Consider the following 5,431-nt stretch of genomic DNA (forward strand, 5'->3'; position numbering starts at 1 on the left):
GTTGATTCCTTCGCGCGGACGTATCCCTCCCGAAGTGGAGGGCGCCCTGGCGCCCGTGAACGCGTTCGCGCGAAGGAATCAACCGGGCACGGCGGCACCGGCCGAAGCGCGACCGTTCACATGGACTCGATCAGCCGATCCACGCGCTCGTCCACGCTCTTGAACGGGTCCTTGCACAGCACGGTCCGCTGCGCCTGGTCGTTGAGCTTCAGGTGCACCCAGTCCACGGTGTAGTCCCGGCGCGCCTCCTGCGCGGCGCGCACGAAGTCGCCGCGCAGCTTGGCGCGGGTGGTGGGCGGCGGGACCGCCGTCGACTCGAACACCTCGAGGTCGGTGACCACGCGCTCCACCATGCCGCGTGCGGCGAGCAGGTTGTACAGCCCCTCGGTGCGGGAGATGTCGTGGTACGCCAGGTCCAGGCGGGCGATGCGCGGGTCGTCGAGCGGCAGGTCGTGCTTGGCCTGGTAGCGCTCGATGAGCTTGAGCTTGATGACCCAGTCGAGCTCGCGGTCGACCAGGGTCAGGTCGCCGGACTCGACCGCGCGCAGCCCGCGTTCCCACAGGTCGAGGACCTGCTTGACGACGGGCGTGGCGCCCGCGTGGGTGTCCACGTGCTCGCGGACGCGGTGGTAGTACTCCCACTGGATGTCGACGGCGGTGGCGGTGCGGCCGTTGGCGAGCTGCACGGGGTGCAGGCCGGTGCGGTCGTGGCTGATCTCGCGGATCGCGCGGATGGGGTTCTCGAGGGTGAGGTCGCGCATGGGGACGCCCGCCTCGACGAGACGGAGCACGAGGTCGGTGGCACCGACCTTGAGCATGGTGGTCGGCTCGGCCATGGACGAGTCACCGACGATGACGTGCAGGCGCCGGTAGCTCTCCGCGTCGGCGTGCGGCTCGTCGCGGGTGTTGATGATGGGCCGCGACCGCGTGGTGGCGCTGGAGACGGCCTCCCAGATGTGGTCGGCGCGCTGCGACAGGCAGTAGACGGCGCCCCGCGGGGTGGCGAGGACCTTGCCGGCGCCGGTGAGCACCTGGCGGGTGATGAGGAACGGGACCAGCACCTCGGACAGGCGGGAGAAGTCGCCCTGCCGGCGCACGAGGTAGTTCTCGTGGCAGCCGTAGGAGTTGCCCGCGGAGTCGGTGTTGTTCTTGAACAGGTGCACCTTGCCGGACAGGCCCTCGTGCTCCAGCCGCTGCTGCGCGTCGGCGACCAGGCCCTCGAGGATGCGCTCGCCGCCCCGGTCGTACGCCACGAGCTGGTGCACGTCGTCGCACTCCGCCGTCGCGTACTCGGGGTGCGAGCCCACGTCGAGGTAGAGGCGCGAGCCGTTGCGCAGGAAGACGTTCGAGCTCCGCCCCCACGCCACGACCTTGCGGAACAGGTAGCGGGCCACCTCGTCCGCGGACAGCCCGCGCCCGTCGTCCGCCGCGCACGTCACCCCGTACTCGGTCTCCAGACCGAAGATCCTGCGGTCCACGACGTCTCCCCTCGTTCGACCCTGCCGTCCGACCCTGCCGTCCGACCCTGCTGTCCGACCCGCTCAGTCTCCGGGCTGCTCGAGCAGCCCAGCCAGCGTCGCACCCTGCAGCCGGCGGAACGCCCGCCGTCGGCCGGCGCGTTCCAGCACCGCCACCTCGAGGCCGGCGGGCGCGATCTCGCGCTCCTCCCCCTCGGCGGCGACGGACCCGTCCGACCCCACGGCGCCGAGGGTGCGCACCGCGAGCGCGAGCACCTCCGGCAGCGTCATGCCCTCGTGCCAGGCGTCGGCGACGCGTGCGCCCAGCTGCTCCGCCTGGCCGCCCATGACGACGTGCCCGTGCTCGTCGGCCACCGAGCCGTCGTAGGACAGGCGGTAGATCTGGTCGGCGGCCGGCGTGTCCCCCACCTCGGCCACGACCAGCTCCACCTCGAGCGGCTTGGACTCGGTGGTGAACACGGTGCCGAGCGTCTGCGCGTACGCGTTGGCGAGGCCGCGGGCGGTGACGTCGGTGCGGTCGTAGGAGTACCCGCGCAGGTCGGCGTAGCGCACGCCCGCGACCCGCAGGTTCTCGAACTCGTTGTACTTGCCGACCGCGGCGAACGCGATGCGGTCGTAGATCTCCGAGATCTTGTGCAGCGCGCGCGACGGGTTCTCCGTGGCGAACGCGATGCCGCCGGAGTAGGCGAGCACCACGACGGACCGGCCGCGGGCGATGCCCTTGCGGGCGAAGTCCGCCCGGTCCTTCATCAGCTGCTCGGGCGACACGTAGAACGGCATGGTCATGCGCGTGCACCTCCCTGTTCGGTCGGCCGAGCCCCGCCAGCCGGACGGTCGCCGTGGGCCGCGCGGTGGGCCGCCCCTCGTTCCGCGACGATCCGCTCGACCGTCGCGGACAGCTCCTCGTCGCCCACGCGCCGGACGCCGTCGGCGGTGACCACGTTCACCACGGGCCAGATCTGCCGTACCGGGTCCGGCCCGCCCGTGGCGCTGTCGTCGTCGGCCGCGTCGTACAGCGCCTCGACCGCGACCCCGACGGCGGCGTCGGCGTCGAGCCCCGGCCGCCACAGCTTCTTCAGCGCGCCGCGCGCGAACACCGAGCCGGAGCCGACCGTGTGGTGGTCGTGCTCCTCGTACCGCCCTCCGGTGACGTCGTAGCTGAACAGCCGCCCGTACCCGCGGTCGAGGTCGTAGCCCGCGAACAGCGGTACGACGGCGAGCCCCTGCATGGCGAGCGGCAGGTTGCCGCGGATCATCGTCGACAGCCGGTTGGCCTTGCCGTCGAGCGACAGCAGGGAGCCCTCGATCTTCTCGTAGTGCTCCAGCTCGAGCTGGAAGAGCCGCACGAGCTCGATCGCCACGCCCGCGGACCCGGCGATGCCGACCACCGAGTAGGCGTCGGCGGCGAAGACCTTCTCCATCTCGCGGCTGGCGATGAGGTTGCCCGCCGTGGCCCGACGGTCGCCCGCCATGATCACACCGCGGCCGCCGTCGTCGGTGCCGAACGTCAGCGCGACGATGGTGGTCGCGTGCGGCGCGAGGCCGTCGGCCGGCGCTCCGGTACCGCCGACGTCGCGCCGCCCGGGCAGCAGGTCGGGCGCGTGCCCCGAAAGGAAGTCCACGAACGAGGACGAGCCGGGGCGCAGGAACGCGTCCGGCAGCCGTCCGGAGGTGTCAGCGTGGGTCATGGGCGCTCACTGGCCGCCCTTCTGGACGAAGCCACGGACGAACGACTCGGCGTTGGTCTCGAGGACCTCGTCGATCTCCTCCAGCAGCGAGTCCACCTCGGCGTCCCGGTCCGTCGCCGCCGGGGCGACCGGGGCGGGGGCGTCCGCGTCGTCGTCCGGCGTGCGGTCCTCGTGCTGCGGGTTGATCCGTTCCTGACCGGCCATGGTCCGCCTCCTTCGCTGTGCGGGGCCCCCGACAAGGAGCCCCGGGAGAGTCTCGCGACGCCAGCCTATGCGCTGGCGACGACAGTGCGCGGCGACGTCCACCCGCGTTGCGCCGAGGGCTGAACGAGTCCACCCGCGCCACGCCTCCGCCGGGCGCGGGGGCGTCGTCGCCGGTCAGGCCGCGGCCGTCCGGCGCCGGGGGGCGTCAGCCCTCCCCGCGCAACCCCTTGAGGAGGGCGGCCGCGTCCGGGCTGGCGTCCAGCAGCGCGCCGATGTGGGCCCGCGTGCCGCGCGACGGGTCGAGCATCGGCACGCGTTGCAGGGCGGCGGCCCCCGGGACGTCGAAGATCACGGAGTCCCAGCTCGCCGCCGAGACCTGGTCGGCGTACCGGGCCATCACCTCGCCGCGGAACCACGCGCGCGTGTCCGCCGGGGGGTGGTGCACCGCGTCGGTGACGTGCTCCTCGGCGACGAGGCGCTCGACGGCGCCCGACGCGACGAGCCGGTGGTAGACGCCGCGCTCCGGCCGCACGTCCGTCCACTGCAGGTCGAGCGCGTGCAGCCGGGGGTGGTCCCAGGCGAGGCCGTCCCGCGTCCGCATGCGCTCCAGCAGCCGCCGCTTCGCGACCCACTCCACCTCGCGCGCGCACGTCGCCGGGTCCGTCGCCAGGCGGCCGAGGACCGAGCGCCAGCGGTCCAGCACCTCGCCGGTCCCGTCGTCGCCGGGAGTGCCGGACGCTGCGACCGACCGCGCCACGACGTCGGCGTACGCCTCCTGGATCTCCAGCGCCGTCAGGCGACGGCCGTCGGCGAGCTCGAGGCGGGCCGCGAGGCCGAGGTCGCGCGACACCCGCTGCACGTCCGCGACCGGGTCCGACAGGCGCAGGGCGGCGAGCTCCTCCCGTGCTGGGACGCCGGCCTCGGCCAGGTCGTCCAGGTGCTCGAGCACCCACAGCACCAGCGAGGTGGTGCCGAGCTTGAGGAACGTCGCGACCTCGAACAGGTTCGCGTCGCCGATGATGAGGTGCAGGCGGCGCCACCGGGTGCGGTCCGCGTGGGGCTCGTCCCGGGTGTTCACGATCGGGCGGCGCAGCGTCGTCTCCAGGCCCACCTCGGCCTCGATGTAGTCGGCGCGCTGGGAGAGCTGGAAGCCCGCCTCGGCGCCCGTGGGGCCGAGGCCGACCCGGCCGGAGCCCGCGAACACCTGCCGCGTGACGAGGAACGGCGTCAGCAGGTCGACGAGCGTGCCGAACGGCAGCGCCCGGTCCACGAGGTAGTTCTCGTGCGTGCCGTAGCTGGCGCCCTTGCCGTCCACGTTGTTCTTGTAGAGCACCACGTCGCCGCCCGGCACCTCGGCGAGCGACCGCACCGCGGCGAGCATGACCCGCTCCCCCGCGACGTCCCACAGGACGCCGTCGCGCGGCCCGGTGACCTCCGGCGACGAGTACTCGGGGTGCGCGTGGTCGACGTAGAGCCGCGCGCCGTTGGTGAGGATGCAGTTCGCGGCGCTGGGGTCGTCGTAGTCCTCGACGGACGGCCGCTCGACCTCCTCCGGCTCCTGCCGGGCGGCACGCGACCGCCCGCGCGCCGAACCCCCGGGCGTCCCGGCCGCGGACGCGACCTGGGCGGACGCCGGGGCGCCGCCGCCGGGTACCGGGCCCGACGGCGCGGGGCGCGACGGGTCGTCGGTGAGGAGCGAGGGGTGCGCCGACGCGCGCTGGAGGTGGAACCCGCGCGCGTCCTGCAGCGGGTCCTCGTCGTCGTAGTCCCAGCGGGCCGGCGGGCGGGCGCCGGCGCTGGCCACCAGCGCCCGGTACGTCATCACCACCTGCGAGCTCATGAGCATCGGGTTGGCCATCGGCCGCCCTGGTGCCAGCACGCCGTACTCGGTCTCGATCCCCATCACGCGACGAACGCTCACGGCACCCACCCTAGGTCGACCCGGACGAGATCGAGGTACCCGTCTCGAGGGGGGCCCCCCGGGGGGGGGCGACGGGGGGGGGGCCGCCGGGGGCGGGGAGAGGGGGGCCCCGGGGAGGCGCGGCGCGCAGGGGGGCGGCG

General features: G+C 73.9%; 5 protein-coding genes. All 5 read right to left on the bottom strand.

What is annotated here, in order from left to right:
- Positions 1-116 precede the first annotated feature (116 nt).
- The gene (gene pafA, locus ABZ493_RS21625) at positions 117-1,478 is read right to left on the bottom strand and encodes a Pup--protein ligase (RefSeq protein ID WP_430584175.1); all 1,362 of its coding nucleotides are present in this window, start codon (positions 1,476-1,478) and stop codon (positions 117-119) included.
- Positions 1,479-1,541: 63 nt separating this feature from the next.
- Positions 1,542-2,264, bottom strand: coding sequence for a proteasome subunit alpha (gene prcA / locus ABZ493_RS21630; protein WP_430584176.1), 723 nt, complete (start codon positions 2,262-2,264; stop codon positions 1,542-1,544).
- The gene (prcB, locus tag ABZ493_RS21635; RefSeq protein WP_430584177.1) at positions 2,261-3,166 is read right to left on the bottom strand and encodes a proteasome subunit beta; all 906 of its coding nucleotides are present in this window, start codon (positions 3,164-3,166) and stop codon (positions 2,261-2,263) included. Before prcB ends, prcA begins: the two co-directional genes overlap by 4 nt.
- A gap of 6 nt (positions 3,167-3,172) precedes the next feature.
- On the bottom strand, positions 3,173-3,370 hold the full coding sequence (locus ABZ493_RS21640; RefSeq protein WP_430584178.1) for a ubiquitin-like protein Pup: 198 nt from the start codon (positions 3,368-3,370) through the stop codon (positions 3,173-3,175).
- A gap of 205 nt (positions 3,371-3,575) precedes the next feature.
- Positions 3,576-5,273, bottom strand: coding sequence for a depupylase/deamidase Dop (gene dop, locus ABZ493_RS21645; protein ID WP_430584179.1), 1,698 nt, complete (start codon positions 5,271-5,273; stop codon positions 3,576-3,578).
- Between the last annotated feature and the right edge of the window lie 158 nt (positions 5,274-5,431).

The sequence above is a fragment of the Isoptericola sp. NPDC019482 genome (assembly GCF_040632295.1).
Taxonomy (GTDB): Bacteria; Actinomycetota; Actinomycetes; order Actinomycetales; family Cellulomonadaceae; genus Isoptericola.

Coding starts and splice junctions, on each gene's coding strand:
- prcA (WP_430584176.1), bottom strand. CDS start 2,264: ATGACCATGCCGTTCTACGTGTCGCCCGAGCAGCTGATGAAGGACCGG.
- prcB (WP_430584177.1), bottom strand. CDS start 3,166: ATGACCCACGCTGACACCTCCGGACGGCTGCCGGACGCGTTCCTGCGC.
- ABZ493_RS21640 (WP_430584178.1), bottom strand. CDS start 3,370: ATGGCCGGTCAGGAACGGATCAACCCGCAGCACGAGGACCGCACGCCG.
- dop (WP_430584179.1), bottom strand. CDS start 5,273: ATGGGGATCGAGACCGAGTACGGCGTGCTGGCACCAGGGCGGCCGATG.